The organism is Streptococcus sp. 2741 (assembly GCF_013276315.1).
Classification (GTDB): domain Bacteria; phylum Bacillota; class Bacilli; order Lactobacillales; family Streptococcaceae; genus Streptococcus; species Streptococcus pseudopneumoniae.
In genome coordinates this window covers 1-1,185 of sequence record NZ_VMKU01000126.1, presented here as the reverse complement: position 1 = coordinate 1,185, position 1,185 = coordinate 1, and the positions used below count along the sequence as shown (strand labels likewise).

The 1,185-nt window shown below is 41.3% G+C and carries 1 protein-coding gene; it reads right to left on the bottom strand.

The annotated features are described in order from the left end of the window. A partial coding sequence (gene ltrA, locus HT671_RS10245) for a group II intron reverse transcriptase/maturase (protein ID WP_172923153.1) occupies positions 1 to 824 on the bottom strand: 824 nt, incomplete at its 3' end. Positions 825 to 1,185 lie beyond the last annotated feature (361 nt).

Here is a 1,185-nt window from a genome sequence, read left to right as displayed (position 1 = left end):
AACCCAAAACCTAAGTATTTCAGCTCTCTTGGTCTGGTAATCTTAGTCTTGGTCATATTTACTTTCAAACCTAGCCGTTTCTCAATAAAACGACTGACTGAATACATCACACGCTTAGCGGCTGCCTCGCTTCCGACCGTCATCACACAATCATCTGCGTAGCGCACAAATCGAAGTCCCCTCTTTTCTAATTCCTTGTCCAATTCATTAAGCATGACATTGGATAAGAGAGGAGATACATTTCCTCCCTGTGGTGTGCCAACTAGCGTTTTATGACGTTGACCATTAATGATAACACCTGAATGAAGATACTTACGAATCAAGGATTCCCTATCTCCGTCTTCGATAATGTTATGTACTAAGGACATCAATCTATCTTGAGGAACCCTATCGAAAAATTTCTCTAGGTCTATATCCACTATCCACTCATAGCCGTCATTTAAGTACTCTAAGAACTTCCTGATGGCTTTTTCACATGACCTATTTGGTCTGAAGCCATAACTCGTATCTGAGAAATGAGATTCACAAATGGGGCTCATGACTTGGACAATGGCTTGTTGGATTATCCTATCCATCACTGTCGGAATTCCTAGTTGACGGATGCCTCCGTTTGGTTTAGGAATCTCAACTCTAAGAACTGGTTGAGGCTTATATTTTCTCTGTTTTATCAGTTCCTTAGTCAAGCGCCAGTTTTGTCTGAGATAATTATCCATCTCTTCGATAGTCATTCCATCAATCCCAGCTGAGCCTTTATTGGATTTTACTTGATTGTAGGCTTCCAGCATATTTTCGCGTGATACTATCTTATCTAGCAATTTTGACATGTGCCTATTCCTTTCTTGTTTTGGTGCCTGAGGGATATCTTATATTGGTGAACCTTCATCTAGTCAATACGTGACAGAGTCCAGTTCTATCAGACCTCTCGTTTTACAGACACAAGTAAAGTAGGATTACTTCGATCTGTCGTTTTCTCTTTCTAGCGACAGACCTCAAACAGTCTCTCCCCAGACTGTTTGAGTATTCACCCCTTCGCTCCACTTCCATTACAGAAGTTTCCTCACTACTATGGGTTCGGCTGACTTCTCATGATTCCTTGTTACTACGCTTTCAGCGCTCATGAGACCTCACGGGATAAGTCCTACATCTTTCCTCGTTTATACAAGATATGAGGACGTTAAAAGGTTA